This window comes from Photobacterium sanguinicancri (assembly GCF_002265265.1).
Taxonomy (GTDB): domain Bacteria; phylum Pseudomonadota; class Gammaproteobacteria; order Enterobacterales; family Vibrionaceae; genus Photobacterium; species Photobacterium sanguinicancri.
In genome coordinates, this window is record NZ_NOIF01000034.1 from 16415 (window position 1) to 35309 (window position 18895).

An 18895-nucleotide genomic window follows, 5' to 3' on the forward strand; every position below is an offset into this window, starting at 1 on the left:
TCATAAGACTGCAGCTAGTAACAAAAAACGTCTAATAAAAGAAAACGCCTCGTAATAAAAAGCGTCTAGCTATAAAAAACATTTGCCTCTAGATGCAATAAATATCAAACCAAGATGGGCAAATCACAGACTCACCCACAAAGGCATTACATCAATTTAAACAGCGATAAATTCTGTACTTTGCTGTACGTCATTTGCGTCGCTTGCAGCGCAGCCATCTGAGTATTGAGCTCTAAAATCGCTTGGCTGTAGTCTAAATCTTTCACATCGCCGATCAGTTTATCATTGATGAGCTTATTATCATCATGCGAACCCGAAATCATGGTCAATGAATTTTGCTGACCACCGACATCGGTTAATGCACCATTGATAGACGATAAGGTACTTTTGATGTCAGTTTGCGCTTGCGTCACACTGTTAGTGAGGTTACTACCATCAATAGCGGGGTTACGTAGATCATTAATCACGCTATCGAGGGTATTGAAAATATTATCGCTACCGTTAGAGAACATCACATCCGCGGTTTGGTTAGCCGGGATCGACATCGATTCCGCAACCTGTACTTCACGTTGGTCACTGTTGCCTTGGTAAATATATTCCCCTGTTGCAGGGTCTTTGACTATGGGTTGGGTATCGGTTTTGGTACCCGCGAAAATGTAATCACCGTTAGGGTTTTTACTGTTCGCAATATCCGTTAGCTGCCCCAAAATACCATCGAGTTCAGTGGCGATCGCTTCACGTCCTTCCATGGTGCTATTACTGGCGTTAAGCACGCCCGTCACCAACTCTTGCGCTCGTAATACCGCCGTATTAGAAGCATCAAGGTGCGATTCTGTCTGGCCCAACTGGGTAGTCAGGTTCGAGATATTCTTTTTAAATTGGCTAATGTCAGCCTGCTCACGATCCAACATCATCAGTTGCACCGCACCCAGCGGATCATCCGAGGGTTTCAGCATTCGCTCGCCAGAGTTTAGCTGAATAAAGCTTTTATTCACCCCAGTTGTCGAGCTCTGCATGCTCGTCAACATGATGTTATTCATTTGCGATGTGCTTATCCGCATAATTCAATCCTGCTTGGGTATTATTAATTAGCGGAACATCGACAAAGTGACATCAAACAGCTGTTGAGCCGTTGAAATCACTTGCGCATTCGCTTGGTACATTTGGGTATACGTCATGATACTGGCCGCTTCCTCATCGAGGTTGACGCCGCTTTTACTATCACGTTCACCTTGCGCTTGATCGACTAACGCTGCTGATGCTTTGGTATCCGCTTCAAGCTGCGCAGTACGAATCGCCCAGTCACCGGTTAAACCTGTGTAGTTGCTGTAAATCGACTTGCCATTAAGCTTATCAATCGCCAGTTCATAGTTTTTTAACGCCTCAGGCGACAACTTGCTTTTGTCTACATCGACAGGGGCATTTTTAAGTTCAATTAAGCCCTTAAGGTTGTCACTGTTACCCGGTTCATCAGCGGCTGATGAAAACGCTAATTGCTTAGGGTCATCCACCAATAAGGTTAATTTAGCCGCTGCGCCTTCTACGCTATCCACGCCACCAAATACCGCCTTACCTGCCTCGCCATTTAGGTCGAAACCTTGCTGATGCTTTTCGTTAAATTCGGTCGCAAAGCTGTAGGCCATTACATCTAACTCACGGCGTAAGCCTGTCAGTTCGTTGTCACGGTAATCCACTAAACCACCGATGGTGCCGCCTAAGTTGTCATCCAATGCCAGATTGGTATCGCCACGCTTAAGGACTAACTCACCATTGTGATCTTGGCTCAATTGGCTTGCTGTGGTACCGCTGACCAGTGTTTGGCCTTTCGCCATAGTAACGGTCACTGTGCCGTCATCATGGTAGGTCGGGTTCACGTCCATCATTGACGATAGCTGACGGATCGCTTCATCTCGGGCATCGAGCAGGCTACTGGCCGCTTCGCTGTTACCACCAACATCGCGAATACTGCTGTTAAGGCTCGCAATGCTAGCCATTAGGGTATTGGCATCGGTGATCGACGCATCCAGCTGGCCATTAACCTGTCGCTCTTGGCTATCAAGCTGGGTGCTTAAATTATTAAAGCGCTGCACCATCGATTTGCTTTCACTGACAATCGTCTGGCGATAAGCAATGTCTTGTGGTTTAGCTGACGCTTCATTTAACCCTGCATAGAAACGGTCTAAACCCGTGCTGATAGAGGTGCTTTTATTGTTAAGCACAGTTTCCGTTTTTTGCATGTACTGTGAGCTGATCGAATTGTAGCCCCACGAGCCACGCTGACGATAAATCTGCTGATTAAGGTAGTTATCCGCCATGCGTTCAACATTGCTGACGCCAACACCAGCACCACTATTATTCGCACCAGTGACAGAACCAAAACCCACACGCTGACGGCTGTAACCTGGGGTCATCACGTTAGATACGTTGTGGGCTGTCACAGAAAGGCCGGCGTTCGCAGCATTCATGCCGGACAAGCCGATATTAATCAAACTCATAGCTCTTCGTTATCCATCTGGATTTTTAAATGCTGCGACAGTGGGGTCGTATTTCCCCACCAATGTGGCAACTTCACGTTGTTACCGGATTGCAATGTGGTGTCATTGGCCGGGCTAAAGCGCCCCGCTAATGATTCAATCGGTGTCTGTTGATTAACAGCGACCGCCTGTGGCTGTGGCTTAAATGCTTCATGCTGACCAAGTTGTTTTATCAACATGTCAGAAATGCCCATGCTCTGCTGCTGGCTCATTTCAACCGCAATTTGGCTATCGTACATTTCACGGTAAAACTTCTGTTGCTTGCTGTTAAACGGGGAGTCTTCGCCATCATTCATCGACTCAGATGCTTTACGCATATGGCGTAGCACCGTTTGTAAAAAGACCGCTTCAAACTGATTCGCCGCTTGCTCCAGTGCTTGTGTTTTATCCGGATTTGCGGTGATTTTATTTAGTTCACTCATGTCGTTATACAAAGCTGAGTGTTGCTCGTTATCAATCGCTTTCATTACAGAATTACCAACTCACCATCCAGTGCACCAGATTCATCTAACGCAATCAAAATCGACATCAGATCATTCGGTGAAGCACCTAAACTATTCACGGCATCAACAATGCTTTGCAGTGATGTACCTTGATTGCCTTCTGGCCAAATAAAGACTTTGCCGCGCTCTTGATCAATCGACACATCTGACGATGGCGTGACCGCAGTCTTGCCATTACTGAAGGCATTTGGCTGGCTCACATTGTAGTTTTCAACCACGCTCACGGTTAAGTTACCGTGACTAACAGCTGCGGTATGTACGCGTACATCTTTACCCACCACGATAGTACCGGTACGGGCATTAAAGACCACACGATCCAGTTTCTTCTGCTGTTCAACCTCTAGGTTTTCAAGCATGGCTAAGAAGGTAACGCGTTGGCTGGCTTTATGCGGTGCTCGCACGCGAATACGGGCATGGCTTTCCGCCATTGCCACTTCAGGACCAAACACGCGATTAATTTCTTTTTCGATGTTACGGGCCGTATTAAAGCCCGGCACTTTTAAATTCAGCACAACATCAGTCGAGGTTAAAAACGACGACGGAATTTCACGCTCGATGATCCCGCCATTCGGGATAAGACCCGCAGTTGGAATATTGATGGTTATGCCCGTGCCGCTATTACCTTGTGCATTCACACCACCAACCACTAAGTTGCCTTGGGCCATTGCATAGATTTGACCATCCACACCTTTTAACGGCGTCAGTAACAATGTGCCGCCACGTAAGCTTTTAGCATCACCAATTGATGATACGGTAATGTCTAATGACTGGCCTTTGCCTGCTAATGCGGGGATGGAAGCATTCACTGCAACCGCCGCGACATTTTTCAGTTTAGGGTCAACATTTGCTGGCAACTGCACGCCAAACTGGCTCAGCATGTTCTTCACCGATTGCGAGGTAAACTTGGTTTGGTTTTTATCACCCGTACCACTTAACCCCACAACCAAGCCGTAACCCACCAGCTGGTTTTCTCGGATGCCTTGAATATCGACTAAACTAAGCAGTGGTCGAGCCGACGCTAGCAATGGGCACAGCACTAAACCTGCCGCTAAAAGTATGTGTTTGAATGTCATTAGATTGGGAACCATGAACTGTTAAAGAATCGAGAAAGCCAGCCCGCTTCATTCGCATCTGCCAATGTGCCTCGACCAGAATAGGTAATCCGCGCATCACCTAAACGCTGAGAAGAAATGCGGTTAGAGCCATCGATATCATCCACTCGCGCTAAACCAGACAAGCGAATGTATTCGTCGCCTTGATTAAGCTTGAGCCACTTTTCACCACGTACACGTAACACGCCATTTGGCATCACTTCTGATACCAATACGGTAATACTGCCGCTTAACGAGTTTTGCTGTGAGCTTGATGACGCCCCTTTAAAGTCACGATCACCTTTTAGTGAAAACTCGCCTTTCGGGTAAGTCGCACCCGCAATGGTTGGGACGCTGATGCCGGTATTACTTTCTTTACCAAATGAAGTACCCGCTTTTTTACTTGAGCGCGTTTGCTCATCCAACACCACGGTTAAAATATCGCCGGTACGAAACGCACGGCGATCTTGAAATAACGCCATGCCGTAACTGGCATTGAACAAACTGCCATCTTTGTCTGGCGTAAATGTTGGATAGTTGGTGTATGGCACCTCTTCCGGTGGCTGACGGTCAACTACACTTGAGACAGGGGCACACCCTGTCATCACCAATGCAGCCAAAAGAAAAATAATGCGCATCATCGCCTTACCCTTACATTGATTGGCTAACAAACTTCAACATTTGGTCTGCACTTGAGACCACTTTGGCGTTCATTTCGTAAGCGCGCTGGGTGGTGATCATGTTCACCATTTCTTCAACTACACTCACGTTAGAGCCTTCTAGCGTGAACTGGCTAATCGCACCAATGCCGTCTTCACCGCCGACGCCTTCAATTGGCGCACCAGATGCACCGCTCTCACGGAATAAGTTACCGCCCATAGCTTCAAGGCCCGATGGGTTAGTGAAGTTGGCTAAAGTGATTTGACCGATTTCTTGCGGTTCAGGCTCGCCTTGCACTTTGATCGACACCATGCCATCAGTACCAACACTCATACCTGTCGCATTTTCTGGGATCTCAATGTTTGGGATCATAGGTAGACCAGCGGCATTAACCAGTGCGCCTTCCGAGTTACGGTGAAACTGACCGTTACGGGTATATGCCGTGGTACCGTCGCTCAATTCAACTTGGAAGAAACCTGCGCCCATGATCGCCATGTCTGTCGCTTCTTGGGTATTTTGGTAGCTACCGGTTTTCATCAGCTTTTGAGTGCCAACCGTGCGTACACCATTACCCAGCTGCAAACCACCTGGCGCTTCATTTTGCTGATCAACCATTGAACCTGGTTGCTTTTTCATTTGATAAAACAAATCTTCAAATACCGCGCGGTCTTGTTTAAAACCAACGGTATTAACGTTTGCGAGGTTATTGGAAATAACCTGCATTTGGGTATCTTGCGCTGCAAGACCTGTTTTACTCACCCAAAGTGCTGGATGCATTGTCACTACTCCTGAATATATGCAGCGCCTTATCGGGCAAGACGCTGGAGAGATAAAAACCGAAACAAAAAACGATAGCTAAGCTAGGGTTCCTTAACTACCACGTACTAAGCGATTACCCGCCGTGGCCAGTTGTTCTGCGGTTTTCATCATTTTGACTTGAAGTTCGAAATTACGAGCAAGGGATATGTTATTCACTAACGCATCAATGGCATTTACGTTGCTGCTTTCAAGGTAACCAGAAGCAACGGTCACGGTATCATCAGCCTCAGCTTGACCACCGCCGCCAACAACACGGAATAAACCATCTTCGCTTTTACGCAGTTGATTGTTTTCAGGCTTAACCAGCTTGAGCTGACCCACTTCTTGGATCAAACCGCCACCCTGCGGCACAATTGAAATAGTGCCATCTGAACCAATACTTAGCTGTTCATACTCAGGGATAGAGATCGCGCCACCGGTGCCCATAACAGGCCGTTCACCCAACATTAGTTGGCCACCCGGACTTAACGTGAAGTTACCCGCACGGGTATAAGCTTCGTCATTTTCACCCGCTTCTACCGCAAAGAAACCTTCGCCACGAACCGAGACATCTAACGGGTTGTCAGTATGTTGCAACGTACCTGCTGAAAAATCAGAACCTCCCGCACGCGCAGCGACTAAGGCGCGCGTATCGTAGCCTTGGCCCTTTACTTTAATGCTGTCAGCCTGTTCGATATCGGTACGAAAACCCGTGGTATTAACGTTAGCGAGGTTATTCGCGTGTACCTGCTGCGCCATCATCACGCGGCTAGCGCCTGACATTGCAGTGAACAATAATTTATCCATGCCGAACCTCGACTTATAAGTTCTGGAATAGGATTTGAGTCATCTCTTGCGATACTTTGATGGTCTTCGCATTCGCTTGGTAGTTACTTTGTGCTGACATTAACGACACCATTTCATTGGTTAGGTTAACGTTAGAGTTCTCGTACATACCGGTACGAAGTGCGCCCATTTGACCAGTACCCGGCGTACCAAGTAGCGGTGCACCAGAAGCAAAACTTTGGGTCCAGCGGGTGCCACCAGCTTGTTGCAAGCCTTCTTGGTTAGGGAAGCGAGCCATCAACACTTGGCCTTGCGCCTTGGTTTGGCCATTTGAATAACGTGCGTACACAGTACCGTCACCTTCAAAATACCAACCCGCAATTTGACCCGGTGCGTGACCGTCTGGTGCATTTTTATTGATCGAGAATTCGCTACCGTACTGGGTCGTATCTGTCAGCGTCATACCAACAGATTGAGCCGCAGCGCCATTGCTGAACACAAGATCAACTGGCAGGGTGTCGATTTTCATCGTTGGCGGCGTGGTTGAATTGTCCATCGCTGGTGCGCCATTGACTGTGGCTAGTTTACCGTCGCTATCAAAACCCATGGTGTTGGTTTGGCCTTTCAGCACATCACCATCTAGTGCGTAATGTACTTTCCACTCATTACTGCTGGTTTTTACGTAGTACTGGGTAACTTGGTGCTCACTACCTAATGAGTCATAGACTGTAGAAGTCACGCTAGAGGTAATCGTTGATGGGTCTTCTGGATCGAATTTGTCATCCGCTGAATTAGTCACGATGGCCGCGTTGGCATCAAGGTTAAGACCTTGCTGTACTTTAGTGGTGGTTTTCGCCGCCATGTCACCGGTATCAACGCGCAAATCAGTCACGGTACCCGTTTGGATTTGACCTGACTCTGTCACGCCATAACCTTGCAAACGGTGACCATCACCCGACACCATGTAACCCTCGGTATCTAGGTTGAATACACCATTACGGGTAAACATTTGTTGGCCATTGTTTTGCACCATGAAGAAGCCTTCACCATTAATTGCCAAGTCACTATTACGACCTGTACTGGTGGTACCGCCAGAGGTAAAGCTTTGACGTACTTGTGCGACTTCAACACCGTTCATTTCACCGCCGCCAAACTGGGGTGCATACACATCTTGGAATTCAGTACGTGATGATTTAAAACCCACGGTACCGACGTTCGCAATATTGTGGCTGATTGAGTTCATCTGCTCGGATGTTGCTCGCAAGCCACTTAGGCCAACACTGATTGACATAAAAGAATCCTATCTACATTAATTTTTATTATTTACGCCGTAATTTCACGCATATCGAACATCGACATTTTGCCAACGCCCGCAAGACTTAATAACACCGCACCGCCATCGGCAGGGATGTTGACCGATTCAACCTCAGCCGCAATCATGATGTTTTGTTCCCATGCTTGCTCACCGCTTTCAGCAACCACTTTGAATGAGTAACTGCCTTTACCTAGGTCATCGCCATCGATTTCAAATTCAGCCATGCCTTTACCTTGTGCACCCAGCTTAATCTTGTCGACTTCTTTACCTTTATCGTCGTAGACCACCACAGTGGCACTATCAACTGGCTTGTCGAACTGAACGCGGCCATTGATTTTCTGACCTTCGGCCACATCAAGATCGCCTTTCACATCCATTAGCACTTTTTTACCAACTAGGTTGGTGGCCTGTAGCATTTCCAAATTGGTCATGCCGATGTTCATGTTCATCATGCCTTGCTTCACCCCTTCCAAACTGGAAACAGCAGACATCATGCCCAATTGCGTCAAGTACTCGGTACCATCCGTCGGATTAAGTGGGTTCTGGTTTTGCACCTGTGCCACCATCATGGTCAAAAACTCATTGCTGGTTGGCGTCATATCTTTTTGGCCGTTACTGGTCACTTGTGGTTCAGCATTTTGCGTAGCTGCACGGTTGTACTGACCAGCAGTATTAATTTGCGGTAGGCTCATTGGTTATCCCCTTAGCTTGTTTGACCAAGACGAAGAATGCTTTGCTGCATACTGCGTGCTCGACTCATTACATCAACATTGGTTTCAAAACTGCGCGAAGCAGCCATCATGTCAGCCATTTCCTCAACCACATTGACGGTTGAATGGAAGACATACCCTTGTTTGTTTGCTTCCGGGTGATTCGGTTCGTAGCGACGACGCAGTGGTTCATCACTTTCAATAACGTCATCAATACGCACGCGAGTGCCAGCATTAGGATCGTTCATATCAACCATGACGGAAGAAAATACTGGGCGCTTAGCGCGGTAGCCGTCACGTTCTGAACCAGACACGACATCGGCATTCGCAATGTTACTGGCGACCGTATTCAAACGAACGCTTTGCGCTGTCATTGCAGAGCCTGCAATGTCATAAATAGATGAAAAAGACATAGAAATTATTGCCCGTTAATGGCCTGCTTCAGACCGCGAATTTTCATATTCAAAAAAGTAAGGCTGGTTTCAAGATCCATTGCGTTACCCGCAAATTTTGCTTGTTCAACGCCCAGTTCAACGGTGTTGCCATCTTGTGCTGGCTGCTGTGGATTGCGATACAGTAATTCATGCGATTGCTGTGTCTGACGACGACCAAGATGCCGAGAACGCGCGTCACTCGCGACCTGATTCATTGCGTCCTGAAAACTAATATCACGCGCTTTAAAATTCGGCGTATCCGTATTGGCTAAGTTACTTGCCAGTACCTTTGCGCGTTGTGTTCGGAACTGCAATGTATTAGGGTGTACCCCTAACGCATCTTCGAAGTTGATTGCCATCTCACCCACCACCTATAAATTGAATATCAACTATAAAGCAATTTTCATGCCACCCATTTAAAGCCAACATATCAATGCCTTACGCAAATAATAGTTACGTTGAGACCAATAAGCGGAAGTATGACTTCCGAGCGGAAATCCGCCCCGTGTTTCTCATGCTTGGTGTACTCGTTTCTGGTGGGATATTCAGCATGGAAGTCATTGCAAGCAAAGCGGATATATCAACCCAAGCTCATCAACAAATTCGCAGCTATTTATATCGTGATGTTGCCCGTTTTGCGGGGAGTATTGGCAGTAATGATTTTCGTATCGACCTAGATAAATCAACCTTATCCGACTGTAATACCCCATTTGAAATTAGCCGAAATAAGGCACGTCCACCGACGGGAAAAGTCACACTCACGGTTGAATGCCAACATCCTAAATATTGGAAGTCACGCGTTAAAGCGGAAGTACGGGTTTACCAAAAAATCGTCGTCGCGAAACACACCATTGAGCGTGATCAAGTGCTAACCGCCAATGATTTTAAACGCCGTCGTACCGACATTTCTTATGTGCGACAGGGATATTTTACGACCTTCAACGAGTTGGATAATCAAGTCAGTAAACGCAGAATTACGGTAGGGAAAATCATTAGCCCACGTATGGTGGAGTTTGCAAAATGGGTTGAGCGCCACCAAGAAGTGGTGATCGAAGCAAGGATTGGGGGCATGGCGGCTAGAATGAAAGGCGTTGCGTTAGAATCTGGTAGTAAAGGAGAGCAAATAAAAGTGAAAAACAGCACATCCGATAAAACAATTTTAGCGACAGTTGTGGGACCCAAAAAAGTACAAACCCTGTTTTAAGCTTCTTTTAGGTTAGTTTTATAACAAAAGGCTAAAAAAGCAGTTAAGCTCTGTGACGGCTGGTCGCTGTATACCAATAACCCTACTACCCAGTGAGTACATTCATGATTGGAAAAATTCACAACTCTGTATCGCTGCCTGTTAACGCAGAAAACCGCTCGCACGCGAGTAAAACAGCAAGCTCAACGATGACGAAACAAGTCGAGTTAAGCAGTGAAGTACAGTCATTACAAAACGCGAAAGCCGATCTTCAAAACACCAGTGATGTTGATATGGATAAAGTAGCAAAAATGAAGCAATTACTGCAATCAGGTCAAGCGACAGTCGATCTTGATCAATTAGCAGGAACGATGGTTGATTATTACCAAGGCAATCAATAATGAGCGACACCAGTAGCTTGGTTAAAACCTTGCTCAATGAACTGAATCAAGACGTTGCCCACTATCAACAATTAGTGGCTCAACTAAAGCAACAACATGTGCTGTTGGTTAATCGCGATAACCAAGCGCTGATCGGTCACAACCAACAATTACAATCTTTGATGGCATTGTTAAACCAGCACGCGACGAATCGCCATGCTATTTTAACCCGATTAGGCGTCACCGCTGATAATGACGGTATGCAGAAGCTATTGAAGAAACTGCCACAACAAGTGCAGCAAAAAGGCATGATGTTATGGCAAAAACTGTATGAGCAAACATTGGCCTGCCAAGACCTAAATAATACCAATGGGCGTTTATTAGCGCAGCAAAAGCAGTTGATTGATCGGTTACTCAAACCCGAGCAACAATACTGCTATGGCCCCGGCGAGTAATCGTACGCTACTCGCTGGTGGTAAAATTATGTTAATCGCTGGCGATAAAATTTGTTGGCAGAGAGTTCATCAAGGATCTTTTGCTGCTGACGTTCTTGCTTTAGCGCGATCTGATTTTGACGTTTCTCGATGATCTTCTCCCCCATCCGCACTTGGCAATGCTGCTGTACCAAGCGTTCATTAGTGGTTCGCAATTCTACGGCTGACATCGCTAATTCATGACGCTGTAAATTAGTTAAATTATCCAGCTGATAACGAAAACGTCCGATCCCTTTTAGCATCAATGCCGATGCTTGCTGACCACCTTCAATACAGTACTCACCCGATAGGCTTTCAAGTAATTCTAATCGCTGTTGATGGGCTTGATGCTGGCTATTAATCTGACCGTATTCTTGTTGAATGGTATCAAATTGGCGCTGTTGCTGTTCCCGCCAATGTTGCAGCATTTTCACTCGTCGCATCAGAATTTCCTTACGTTAACTGCATCATGGCATGCTGTGTTTCTTCTAACATCACGCGCTCTTGCATGCCTTGCTGAAGAAACTGACAAATCGCAGGGTATTGCTGAACCGCTATATCAAGACTCGGATCTTGCCCCGACTGATAACCACCTAATGCAATCAAGTCTTGGATTTGGCGATAACGCGCATAGCGTTGTTTAATTTGCTGGGCTTGTTTTAGCTGCTCAGGGCTCACCACTTGTGGCATCGCACGACTGATCGATTGCTCGATATCAATCGCGGGGTAATGCCCTTGTTCCGCTAATTCACGGTTCAACACTATGTGTCCATCCAAAATAGCGCGGGCGGCATCGGCGATAGGATCTTGTTGATCATCCCCTTCCGATAGCACGGTATAAAACGCGGTGATCGAGCCTCGCTCCGTCGCGCCATTTCCGGCACGCTCCACCAACTGCGGCAATAAGCTAAATACCGAAGGCGGGTAACCTTTGGTCGCAGGCGGCTCACCCACCGCCAAGGCGATTTCACGCTGGGCTTGGGCGTAACGCGTCAGTGAATCCATCAACAATAAAACGTCATGACCTTGATCACGGAAAAATTCAGCAATGCGGTGGCATAAAATCGATGCACGCAGGCGCATCAAAGGTGGATCATCCGCTGGTGAAGCAATCACCACGGCATTTTTCATGCCTTCTGGACCCAAAGAGTGCTCGATGAATTCACGTACCTCACGGCCACGTTCACCAATCAAGCCAACCACTGTAATTTCAGCGGTGGTGTTACGGGTCATCATGCCTAACAGTACACTCTTACCGACACCACTCCCCGCGAACAAGCCCATCCGTTGACCTTTACCGACACTCAACATACCGTTGATGGCACGTACACCGACATCTAACTGCGTCGAAATAGGTAAACGCTGCAAGGGGTTAATAGTCTCACCTTGCAGGTTGATACGCTGCTCACCATGGATAGCTCCTTTGCCATCTAAAGGTTCGCCCAACCCGTTAAGCACTCGGCCTAACATGCTGTAACCGACATCAATTTTGCTGTCGCCATGCAAAGGTAAAACACGGCTGCCTGGGCGTAATCCTGTGGTATGACGGATTGGCATCAGTACCGATGCTTGACGATCAAATCCCACCACCTCAGCTTCCACTAAGGTGCCGTGATCAGTTTCAATCATGCAGCGTTGACCGGTACATAAGCGACACCCTACGGCTTCAAGGGTCAACCCCGCCATTCGGGTTAAACGCCCCCACGTGCGAGCAACAGGCACTTCTGGCACCTGTTCGACCGCAGAACTGAGGCGAGCATTCAGCTCTTGGAATAAATCACGCATCGCTTAGTAAACTATCTCGAATCGAATCCATGCAGGTTTCTAACCGCTCTTCACTATCAGCGAAAGCTTCTGACTCACTACTGGTCACGCGACAACTACCAATCGCCAGCGTGTCGTCTGGCTGTAGTGTCCAACTTGCCACTTGCTCTGGCACCAACTCAACCAAACGCTGGCAATCTTGCGGGTTTAGATAAATCACTAAATCCGGTTTTTGCTCTGGCATTTGTGCGAGGGTTTCTTCAATCAAGTGCACCATCTGACCTGGCTTCAGTGTCAGTTCAGCACGGATCACTTGGCGCGCGACCTTCTGTACCAAGTCACAGATCATTTCACTTTGCTGACGTACATGTTGCTGGAACACTTGCTGGATCTGCTGCATTAAATGATCAACCGATGCTGCAGTGCTCCCCATTTGTTGTTGAACCTGGGCAACACCTTCACGAACACCTTGTTGGCGACCTTGCTCTAATCCTTGCTCGTGTCCCGCTTGTAGCCCTTGCGCGACACCTTCTTGGTAACCCTGCTCATGGCCTTTTTGCTGGCCATCTTGGAAGCCATTATGAAATTCATCTTGGTATGAGCCCGTTGTTTCATCACCAAACAAATCATCTTCTTCTGGCTGCATCAAGGGCGGAAAATGATAAGGTCGATATTGACCAAGCTGAGGATGCATAACATTGCTCGGCTGATTCTTTTTCATCATTTATCCCTATTCCACCACAGGTTCACTAAAGAGCTGCAATTCAATCTCACCAGCATCAGCCAGTTGGCGCAGTATTTGTACCAGCTGGTTACGTGCCTCTTCCACTGCGCTCACACGCACACGGCCTTTACCTTCCATCGCTTCACGCAAGTACTGGGCAGCACGTTTAGGCATAGTGGCAAATACTTTAGCCAGTAGCTCTTCATCGGCACCTTTAAGTGCGGTTGCGAGTAGATCTTGATCCACTTCTTCAACCAAGCGCTCAAGGGTATCTTCCGTTTGGCGAACCAAAATACTGAAGTTGTACATTTGCGATTCGAGCTGGGCGACTAACTCAGGGTCAATCTCTTTCAGCCCTGTCATGACTTTTAGGCTCTGATCACCTTGCAGACGATTAATGATGTCACCGGCTTTTTGAGTACCATCAATCAGGGTGCTATTTTGCTGACCGACCTGCGATAAGAATTTCTCCAATAACACGTGCACTTCTTGCATCATGTCTGGGTGAATTTCTTTTAAGTTCGCTAAGCGATAGAGCAATTCATCAAGGTTATCTTGTGGCAGTTTCGCCAACAGCCCAGTTGCCACATCAGGCTCAAGGTACGCTAAGAACACCGCTTGCATCTGCGGGTGCTCACCTGAAATAAGTTCGGCTAATTTGGCTGGCTCTAACCACTGTAAACGCTGCAAGTTATGTTTCAGCGAGTCACCGTAAATCGCATCTAACAGCGGCTGAGACAATGACTGCCCCAGCGCTTTATTCAACGTACGTTCTAGGTAGCTACGAGAAGCACCTGAAATACCTGATTCACGTTTAAAATCTTGGAAGAAACGTTGGAACACACCTTCCGCTTGATCTTTTTTCACGGCCGGAATACTTGCCATAGCAATCGATAATTGGCGCACTTGCTCACGATCGAGTTGCTGCAATACGTTAGCTGCAGCTTCCTCCCCCATGCTTAGCAATAAAATTGCGGCTTGCTCGATGCCTTGGTTGTTATTATTCGTCTGCATCTTTCGGGGTTATCCATTGTTTAACAACATGAGCGACACGTTCCGGTTCTTTTTCCGATAATGTCTGCAAGTAAGAGGTTTGAATTTCTAAACCCGTTTCAGGGCTTGGCAGCTCAGGCATACTACCTTCAGATACCACCGCTGAGCTTAACGTTGCTTCCGTCATTGCGGCTTTTTCTAGCGGCGCTTCTAATTCACTGTCTGAGGTTGCCACTGTATTGTTATTGTTGGTATTGAGTGTCGCCACGTCGCTGCCAGTTTTACTCTCAGGTAAAACATTATCCAGTATCGGATCTTTACTGCGCTGACGCTCACCTGCTAATTGGCGAATAGCTGGACGCACCACAACAAGTAAAATAACTAACGCGACAATCGCAGATAAAATGTATCGTAAGTAATCCAACCATACATTTTGCATCCACCACACCGGTTCTTCCGCCAATAGCTGAGCTTCCGCTTTATTAAACGGATAAACATGCAGGCTAAAACTGTCGCCACGTGCAGCTTCAATACCCATCGCATCGCCCAACATTTGGCGAATACTGTCAATTTTAGCTGGAGGGAAGCTGGCAGGATCACCATTTAGCAACACAGATACACTTAAGCGTTCAATCTGGCCTTGCTGGTAATAAGTATGTTTCATGGTGCGATCCATGGCGTAATCACGTGAATTTTCACCACGCTCATTACCTGCATTTGGATCTTTTTCTTCATCGCCTTCTTCCGGTGGACGATTACTTAAAGCACCCGGTACACCTTGGGCTGCCTTGCCCACGCGGCGATCGTAAGAAGAGAATTCTGAACGTACAGTACCTTCAGGCGAATACAGTTCCTCTGTGGCTTCAGTGCGGTCAAAGTTCACTGCCGCAGCCACTTCAACTTGGAAGTTGTCGTTACCGACCATAGGACGCAACATGCGCGAAGCTCGGTTAATGTAAGTCGCTTCAAGTTTTTGAACGTAATCTAAGTAGGCGCTACTGTTTTTACCATGACGGCCTTCACCGACTAACGCTGACAACAAATTACCTTGTTGATCGATCACGTTAACTTGATCAGGTTCAAGCTCGGGAACACTACCCGCGACAAGGTTAACAATCGCGGTGACCTGCTCTGTGCTCAAAGCTTGGCCTGGTTGTAATGAAAGAATGACCGATGCTGAAGCTTGCTCTTTATCGCGGCGTACAAACAACGTTTGCTTGGGCATCGCCAAGTGAACACGAACGTTACGCACAGCATCCAGCGCCATAATACTGCGCGCTAATTCACCTTCAAGACCATGACGGTAACGAGCATTTTCAACAAATTGACTAGTACCTAAACTTGAATCTTGGCTAAGAATTTCAAGGCCTGCAGGTAATTGTGCCTCAACACCTGCCGCAGCAAGTGCCAGCCTTGCTTTACCTAAACTATTGCGATCAACCATTACGCTGCCTTTTTGTGGCTCGACGTAATAATCCAATCCTTTTTCTTCTAGTACTGCAATCACTTGGCTACGATCAAACTGCTCAGCTTCACCGTAAAGCGGGCGATACTGGCTACTGCCTTGCCATAAACCTAACACGACAGCTACGGTTACTAAGGCTGCGATGGCCGCTAACAAGCCCGCTAAACGCATACCTGAAAATAAACGTCCCATTCCTGTTGGGCCTGCCATGTTTACCAATTTTTGCTTCATTACTTCAGTCACTTAAGCATTCCCACTACACAGGCATTTTCATAACATCATCGTACGCAGTCAGGAGCTTATTGCGCACCTGCACCATAGCAGAGAACGCAAGACTCGCTTTTTGGCTAGCAACCATCGCGCCAACCAAGTCATCACTCTGGCCGGTATCGACTGCTGTCATCTTTGCAGATGCATCACGACTTTGTTGATCGACGTTATTCAAGGTTTCAGTGATCACACTGGTAAAATCTACGGCTTGTGTTTGCGGTGTAGTGATCGGATTTGGCGCAATTTGGATCGCATCAAATGACTGGATTTGTGCCTGAACTTCAGCAATTTGGCTTAAAGGCTGCTGCATGGCTAACACGTTATTTTGCATTACAAGGTCTCTAAAAATGCTTAAGAAAAGTTATAGTTATTCGCTGAAAGTTCAGCGCTTTGATTCGTAAGGATTTGTTCTACATCCATACCCTGCTCACGCATCGTTTGCAGCTTGTACCGTAACGCACGCGTCGATACACCTAGCTCTTCTGCTGTTTTACTACGATGGCCATTAAAGCGACGTAAGGTCTCTATAATGGTATTAAATTCTGCTAGCTTGCGGCTTTTTTGTAAATTTGGTCGGTTGTTCGTGACCACCTCACTCACCGCATCTACGCTTAGAGGTTGGTGTTCAATCGGCATGACTGTTGTCGTCCCGTTCATGGCAACCAACTCATCAGGGGGGGTACTCTCTGGCTCCGTCACCAAAGGTTGACCCGGTAACATCAAATCTTGTGCGCGGATCAAGCAGCCATGGCTCATTACCAAGGCGCGTTGAATTATGTTTTCTAGCTCACGGACATTGCCCGGCCATGTATAAGCCGTCAGTGCGCGTTTCGCCGAATCTGTAAAATGGGTAGATTCTTGCCCTAGCATCATGTGTCGCTTAAGCAGGTGCTTGGCCAGTGGAATAATATCTTCCGTACGATCGCGTAATGACGCACAGCACAATGGAAAGACGTTTAGACGGTAGTAAAGATCTGCTCTAAAGCGACCTTCCGCAACGGCTTTTTCTAGATCCTGATTAGTGGCAGCAAGAACACGAATATCAAGATTAATCTTCTGGTGGCTGCCTAAACGCTCAACTTCTTTTTCTTGCAGTACACGCAGCAACTTGGTTTGCAATCCCAGTGGCAGCTCAGCAATTTCATCCAGCAGCAGAGTGCCACCGTTGGCGATTTCAAGCTTACCTGGTTGCGCCGATGACGCGCCAGTAAAAGCACCTTTGGCATGGCCAAATAAAATCGACTCAATCATGGTTTCAGGAATAGCTGCACAGTTAATCGCGACAAAAGGTGCTTGTGAACGCGGCGATGCATTATGAATAAAACTCGCGAGCACTTCTTTGCCAGTGCCACTTTCACCATTGATTAAAACAGAGGCATCGGTTTGAGCAACACGCTGTGCCAACTGCAATAATTGTTTACTCTGTGGCGCTTTTGCCACCATGGATGAACACGACTGACTGGTTTGCATAATACGCTGAACCAGTTGCCCTAAATGCGTATGGCCAAATGGGATCAGTAAATAATCGGTCGCACCAACTTGCAATGCGCGACTTACCTGAGTGGCATGCGGCAATTCAGATAGCACGGCAATCGAGCCGTCATAGCCATGACGACGCACTAACGAAATAATATCCGCCGCTTCACTACCATCTTCCAGACACGCAGGAACCAATAGAAGATCCCAAACTTGCTGATCGAGAGTATTTAAACAATCCATCGGATTAGTGACTCGACTAAGTTGATAGCCTTCCGCTTCACCATTCGCCAAAACGTTATCAAGAACGGCATGCTGGGGATGAAACATCAGTACTTGCCAAATTTTCCTTGTCATGAGCCTGCTCCTGATTTTCTTACCAGTCGAACCGTGGCACGACGATTTGATTGCAACGCTTGAGAATTGCTTTCGGTACTCACTAAATAGCGATCACCATGAGAACGGATCTGCAACAACTTACGAGGAACGCCAAGCTCAATCAGCATGGCAGCAACTTCCTCGGCTCGCTGGCGAGAAATACGCATCTTGCTACTGAATTGCCCTAATTGATCGGAATAACCATCAACTAACACTTTCTGAACCTGTGCATCAATACGAATATATTCAGCAATCCCTTTTAGCTTGTTAATATCTTGCTTATTTAAGCTTGAAGACGCGGCATTAAAATAAAATGCAGAATCTCTAATTTGTTGATAGTTATATGCTATTAATTGATTTTCACATTGCTGAAACTCAGCCATCGGCTCAGTTAAATTAATATTTTGAATTACTACGCTGCTATTTTTTTGACGGTCATCCGTCAAAACAACTTTTACCCAACGACCATGATTTAACTCATTAATAACATTTTCAGCATTGTTTACTGTTAATTCATCAGTAGATTGAGAACGTTGAGCCTGGGTTTTTGAATATAACTTAATAGCTGGAGTCGATGTCCAAAATGGTGATACTGATTCCACATCAACAATATTAATAAATGGCTTAATTTTGGTGGATTTTATCTTTAACCGTGTTTCCTCTCCTGCTTCAGAAATAAGTTTCACTGAGCCAAAATCTCGGATTTCATGAGAAAGAACACAAGAAGTTTTACTACCATAAAAACTCCACCCACTGTCATCTAATGCTGCCATCCATTTATTTTCTCGCGCATTAACTGCACAGGAAGCAATCAGCATAAGAGTGACAATGATTCTATTACAAACCATTATAAGGAACTCCAGAACAACCTTCAAACACAGCCAAAGCTATTTAAATAGCATAAGAAACGCTAAAGCGACCCTGACTCTAATACACATATGACGCTGCCGACGAATAG

At 46.7% G+C, this 18895-nt stretch carries 22 protein-coding genes; 3 read left to right on the forward strand and 19 right to left on the reverse strand.

Annotated features, from left to right (window positions below; genetic code table 11):
- Positions 1 to 146: 146 nt before the first annotated feature.
- From flgL to flgB, 11 genes are all read right to left on the reverse strand, one after another.
- Positions 147 to 1061 carry a flagellar hook-associated protein FlgL gene (gene flgL / locus ASV53_RS07605; RefSeq protein WP_094956664.1) on the reverse strand — a complete coding sequence of 305 codons (915 nt, stop codon included), beginning with the start codon at positions 1059 to 1061 and terminating at the stop codon, positions 147 to 149.
- Positions 1062 to 1088: 27 nt separating this feature from the next.
- Positions 1089 to 2495, reverse strand: coding sequence for a flagellar hook-associated protein FlgK (gene flgK / locus ASV53_RS07610; RefSeq protein ID WP_062690190.1), 1407 nt, complete (start codon positions 2493 to 2495; stop codon positions 1089 to 1091).
- A complete protein-coding gene (locus ASV53_RS07615; protein WP_094956665.1) occupies positions 2492 to 3001 on the reverse strand; it encodes a rod-binding protein in 510 nt (169 codons plus the stop codon). The genes flgK and ASV53_RS07615 overlap by 4 nt, the downstream gene beginning before the upstream one ends.
- Entirely contained in the window at positions 3001 to 4125 is a 1125-nt protein-coding gene (locus ASV53_RS07620) for a flagellar basal body P-ring protein FlgI (protein WP_094956666.1), read from the reverse strand. The genes ASV53_RS07615 and ASV53_RS07620 overlap by 1 nt, the downstream gene beginning before the upstream one ends.
- Complete coding sequence (gene flgH, locus ASV53_RS07625; RefSeq protein ID WP_062690185.1) at positions 4110 to 4769, reverse strand: flagellar basal body L-ring protein FlgH; 660 nt, start codon at positions 4767 to 4769, stop codon at positions 4110 to 4112. The genes ASV53_RS07620 and flgH overlap by 16 nt, the downstream gene beginning before the upstream one ends.
- A 10-nt stretch (positions 4770 to 4779) precedes the next feature.
- Entirely contained in the window at positions 4780 to 5565 is a 786-nt protein-coding gene (gene flgG / locus ASV53_RS07630) for a flagellar basal-body rod protein FlgG (protein ID WP_094956667.1), read from the reverse strand.
- Between the two features lie 93 nt (positions 5566 to 5658).
- Positions 5659 to 6393 (reverse strand): flagellar basal body rod protein FlgF, encoded by a 735-nt coding sequence (locus ASV53_RS07635; protein WP_062690182.1) that lies wholly within the window; start codon positions 6391 to 6393, stop codon positions 5659 to 5661.
- A 13-nt stretch (positions 6394 to 6406) separates the two neighbouring features.
- Complete coding sequence (gene flgE, locus ASV53_RS07640) at positions 6407 to 7663, reverse strand: flagellar hook protein FlgE (protein WP_094956668.1); 1257 nt, start codon at positions 7661 to 7663, stop codon at positions 6407 to 6409.
- 32 nt (positions 7664 to 7695) lie between these two features.
- Positions 7696 to 8379: a flagellar hook assembly protein FlgD gene (locus tag ASV53_RS07645; protein ID WP_062690179.1), complete on the reverse strand. Its 684-nt coding sequence runs from the start codon at positions 8377 to 8379 to the stop codon at positions 7696 to 7698.
- Between the two features lie 11 nt (positions 8380 to 8390).
- On the reverse strand, positions 8391 to 8810 hold the full coding sequence (gene flgC, locus ASV53_RS07650; RefSeq protein WP_062690177.1) for a flagellar basal body rod protein FlgC: 420 nt from the start codon (positions 8808 to 8810) through the stop codon (positions 8391 to 8393).
- Positions 8811 to 8815: 5 nt separating this feature from the next.
- Complete coding sequence (gene flgB / locus ASV53_RS07655) at positions 8816 to 9190, reverse strand: flagellar basal body rod protein FlgB (protein WP_062690175.1); 375 nt, start codon at positions 9188 to 9190, stop codon at positions 8816 to 8818.
- A 155-nt stretch (positions 9191 to 9345) separates the two neighbouring features.
- Between flgB and flgA the strand changes: the two genes are divergently transcribed.
- The 3 genes from flgA (at position 9346) to ASV53_RS07670 (ending at position 10849) form a co-directional block, all read left to right on the forward strand.
- Complete coding sequence (gene flgA / locus ASV53_RS07660; protein WP_239928755.1) at positions 9346 to 10035, forward strand: flagellar basal body P-ring formation chaperone FlgA; 690 nt, start codon at positions 9346 to 9348, stop codon at positions 10033 to 10035.
- A gap of 104 nt (positions 10036 to 10139) precedes the next feature.
- Entirely contained in the window at positions 10140 to 10415 is a 276-nt protein-coding gene (gene flgM, locus ASV53_RS07665; protein WP_094956670.1) for a flagellar biosynthesis anti-sigma factor FlgM, read from the forward strand.
- On the forward strand, positions 10415 to 10849 hold the full coding sequence (locus tag ASV53_RS07670) for a flagellar protein FlgN (RefSeq protein WP_062690171.1): 435 nt from the start codon (positions 10415 to 10417) through the stop codon (positions 10847 to 10849). Before flgM ends, ASV53_RS07670 begins: the two co-directional genes overlap by 1 nt.
- Positions 10850 to 10875: 26 nt before the next feature.
- Here the strand turns inward: ASV53_RS07670 and ASV53_RS07675 are convergent, their stop codons facing one another.
- The 8 genes from ASV53_RS07675 to ASV53_RS07710 are packed head-to-tail and all read right to left on the reverse strand — an operon-like array spanning position 10876 to position 18785.
- Positions 10876 to 11310, reverse strand: coding sequence for a flagellar FliJ family protein (locus tag ASV53_RS07675; RefSeq protein ID WP_239928751.1), 435 nt, complete (start codon positions 11308 to 11310; stop codon positions 10876 to 10878).
- 10 nt (positions 11311 to 11320) lie between these two features.
- Positions 11321 to 12652 carry a flagellar protein export ATPase FliI gene (gene fliI, locus ASV53_RS07680; protein WP_094956671.1) on the reverse strand — a complete coding sequence of 444 codons (1332 nt, stop codon included), beginning with the start codon at positions 12650 to 12652 and terminating at the stop codon, positions 11321 to 11323.
- Positions 12645 to 13355, reverse strand: coding sequence for a flagellar assembly protein FliH (fliH, locus tag ASV53_RS07685; protein ID WP_239928752.1), 711 nt, complete (start codon positions 13353 to 13355; stop codon positions 12645 to 12647). The genes fliI and fliH overlap by 8 nt, the downstream gene beginning before the upstream one ends.
- 6 nt (positions 13356 to 13361) lie before the next feature.
- Complete coding sequence (locus ASV53_RS07690; RefSeq protein WP_062690164.1) at positions 13362 to 14369, reverse strand: FliG C-terminal domain-containing protein; 1008 nt, start codon at positions 14367 to 14369, stop codon at positions 13362 to 13364.
- Entirely contained in the window at positions 14356 to 16056 is a 1701-nt protein-coding gene (gene fliF, locus ASV53_RS07695) for a flagellar basal-body MS-ring/collar protein FliF (protein ID WP_094956672.1), read from the reverse strand. Before fliF ends, ASV53_RS07690 begins: the two co-directional genes overlap by 14 nt.
- Before the next feature lie 13 nt (positions 16057 to 16069).
- The gene (gene fliE / locus ASV53_RS07700; protein ID WP_062690160.1) at positions 16070 to 16414 is read right to left on the reverse strand and encodes a flagellar hook-basal body complex protein FliE; all 345 of its coding nucleotides are present in this window, start codon (positions 16412 to 16414) and stop codon (positions 16070 to 16072) included.
- A gap of 20 nt (positions 16415 to 16434) precedes the next feature.
- On the reverse strand, positions 16435 to 17916 hold the full coding sequence (locus ASV53_RS07705; protein ID WP_239928753.1) for a sigma-54-dependent transcriptional regulator: 1482 nt from the start codon (positions 17914 to 17916) through the stop codon (positions 16435 to 16437).
- Positions 17913 to 18785, reverse strand: a complete 873-nt coding sequence (locus ASV53_RS07710) for a MotY family protein (RefSeq protein WP_094956673.1) — start codon at positions 18783 to 18785, stop codon at positions 17913 to 17915. The genes ASV53_RS07705 and ASV53_RS07710 overlap by 4 nt, the downstream gene beginning before the upstream one ends.
- Positions 18786 to 18895 lie beyond the last annotated feature (110 nt).

What these genes read in the sequence shown, in the direction of transcription:
- flgL (WP_094956664.1), bottom strand. Translation starts at nt 1,061, where the DNA reads ATGCGGATAAGCACATCGCAAATGAATAACATCATGTTGACGAGCATG.
- flgK (WP_062690190.1), bottom strand. Translation starts at nt 2,495, where the DNA reads ATGAGTTTGATTAATATCGGCTTGTCCGGCATGAATGCTGCGAACGCC.
- ASV53_RS07615 (WP_094956665.1), bottom strand. Translation starts at nt 3,001, where the DNA reads ATGAAAGCGATTGATAACGAGCAACACTCAGCTTTGTATAACGACATG.
- ASV53_RS07620 (WP_094956666.1), bottom strand. Translation starts at nt 4,125, where the DNA reads ATGGTTCCCAATCTAATGACATTCAAACACATACTTTTAGCGGCAGGT.
- flgH (WP_062690185.1), bottom strand. Translation starts at nt 4,769, where the DNA reads ATGATGCGCATTATTTTTCTTTTGGCTGCATTGGTGATGACAGGGTGT.
- flgG (WP_094956667.1), bottom strand. Translation starts at nt 5,565, where the DNA reads ATGCATCCAGCACTTTGGGTGAGTAAAACAGGTCTTGCAGCGCAAGAT.
- ASV53_RS07635 (WP_062690182.1), bottom strand. Translation starts at nt 6,393, where the DNA reads ATGGATAAATTATTGTTCACTGCAATGTCAGGCGCTAGCCGCGTGATG.
- flgE (WP_094956668.1), bottom strand. Translation starts at nt 7,663, where the DNA reads ATGTCAATCAGTGTTGGCCTAAGTGGCTTGCGAGCAACATCCGAGCAG.
- ASV53_RS07645 (WP_062690179.1), bottom strand. Translation starts at nt 8,379, where the DNA reads ATGAGCCTACCGCAAATTAATACTGCTGGTCAGTACAACCGTGCAGCT.
- flgC (WP_062690177.1), bottom strand. Translation starts at nt 8,810, where the DNA reads ATGTCTTTTTCATCTATTTATGACATTGCAGGCTCTGCAATGACAGCG.
- flgB (WP_062690175.1), bottom strand. Translation starts at nt 9,190, where the DNA reads ATGGCAATCAACTTCGAAGATGCGTTAGGGGTACACCCTAATACATTG.
- flgA (WP_239928755.1), top strand. Translation starts at nt 9,346, where the DNA reads ATGCTTGGTGTACTCGTTTCTGGTGGGATATTCAGCATGGAAGTCATT.
- flgM (WP_094956670.1), top strand. Translation starts at nt 10,140, where the DNA reads ATGATTGGAAAAATTCACAACTCTGTATCGCTGCCTGTTAACGCAGAA.
- ASV53_RS07670 (WP_062690171.1), top strand. Translation starts at nt 10,415, where the DNA reads ATGAGCGACACCAGTAGCTTGGTTAAAACCTTGCTCAATGAACTGAAT.
- ASV53_RS07675 (WP_239928751.1), bottom strand. Translation starts at nt 11,310, where the DNA reads ATGCGACGAGTGAAAATGCTGCAACATTGGCGGGAACAGCAACAGCGC.
- fliI (WP_094956671.1), bottom strand. Translation starts at nt 12,652, where the DNA reads ATGCGTGATTTATTCCAAGAGCTGAATGCTCGCCTCAGTTCTGCGGTC.
- fliH (WP_239928752.1), bottom strand. Translation starts at nt 13,355, where the DNA reads ATGATGAAAAAGAATCAGCCGAGCAATGTTATGCATCCTCAGCTTGGT.
- ASV53_RS07690 (WP_062690164.1), bottom strand. Translation starts at nt 14,369, where the DNA reads ATGCAGACGAATAATAACAACCAAGGCATCGAGCAAGCCGCAATTTTA.
- fliE (WP_062690160.1), bottom strand. Translation starts at nt 16,414, where the DNA reads ATGCAAAATAACGTGTTAGCCATGCAGCAGCCTTTAAGCCAAATTGCT.
- ASV53_RS07705 (WP_239928753.1), bottom strand. Translation starts at nt 17,916, where the DNA reads ATGACAAGGAAAATTTGGCAAGTACTGATGTTTCATCCCCAGCATGCC.
- ASV53_RS07710 (WP_094956673.1), bottom strand. Translation starts at nt 18,785, where the DNA reads ATGGTTTGTAATAGAATCATTGTCACTCTTATGCTGATTGCTTCCTGT.